The 854-nt window shown below is 60.9% G+C and carries 1 protein-coding gene; it reads left to right on the top strand.

Translation table 11 applies throughout. The annotated features are described in order from the left end of the window. A partial coding sequence (locus A3840_RS01005; protein ID WP_205633319.1) for an IS3 family transposase occupies positions 1 to 795 on the top strand: 795 nt, incomplete at its 5' end. Positions 796 to 854: the final 59 nt, after the last annotated feature.

Raw genomic sequence — 854 nt, 5'->3', positions numbered from 1 at the left:
CTGGTGCATGGGGTGAGCCAGCGGCGGGCGTGTGAAGCTTTGGCTGTGGATCGATCGAGCGTGCGGTATCGCAGTCTGCGGCCGGACGACCGCGAGCTGCGAGAGGCGATGAAGACCGTTGCCGCCCAGCGGCGACGGTTTGGATATCGTCGTATCCATGTGATGCTGCAGCGACAGGGCATCGAGATGAACATCAAGAAGCTCAGGCGGCTCTATGCCGAAGAGAAGCTGCAGGTGCGCAAGCGCGGCGGCCGCAAACGTGCCTTGGGAACACGGCGTCCGATCATCGTGCCGGACCAGCCCAACCAGCGCTGGAGCCTGGACTTTGTCAGCGATGCTTTTACCGATGGCCGGCGGTTCAGGGTGCTGACCGTTGTCGATGATCACACAAGGGAATGCCTCGCCTTGGTCGTAGACACCTCGCTCTCCGGGCGACGGGTGGTGCGCGAGCTCGATGCCATCATCGCACAAAGAGGCAGGCCGTCGACGGTGGTCAGTGACAATGGCACCGAGTTCACCAGCATGGCGATCCTGCGCTGGTCCCAGGACCGGCAGATCGACTGGCACTACATCGCGCCGGGAAAGCCTATGCAGAACGGCTTCATCGAGAGCTTCAATGGCAGCTTCCGCGATGAATGCCTCAACGAGACGCTGTTCACGTCACTGGCCGAAGCCAGGATGCGGATCGGCGCATGGAAGGATGATTACAACGACCATCGACCGCATTCCTCGCTCGGCAATCTCACGCCCAGCGAATTCGCCAGCAATCTGGCACTGGAAAAACAGGCCGCTTAGGGCCAAACATCAACTCAAGGACTCTCCATAAAACCGGAGGGGACTTGGGGCTCAGGTCA

Origin of the sequence: Devosia elaeis, from assembly GCF_001650025.1 — a bacterium.
In the GTDB taxonomy this organism is placed as follows: Bacteria; Pseudomonadota; Alphaproteobacteria; order Rhizobiales; family Devosiaceae; genus Devosia; species Devosia elaeis.
Note: the sequence above shows the minus strand (reverse complement) of the source record. Positions and strands in the feature narration are given on the sequence as shown.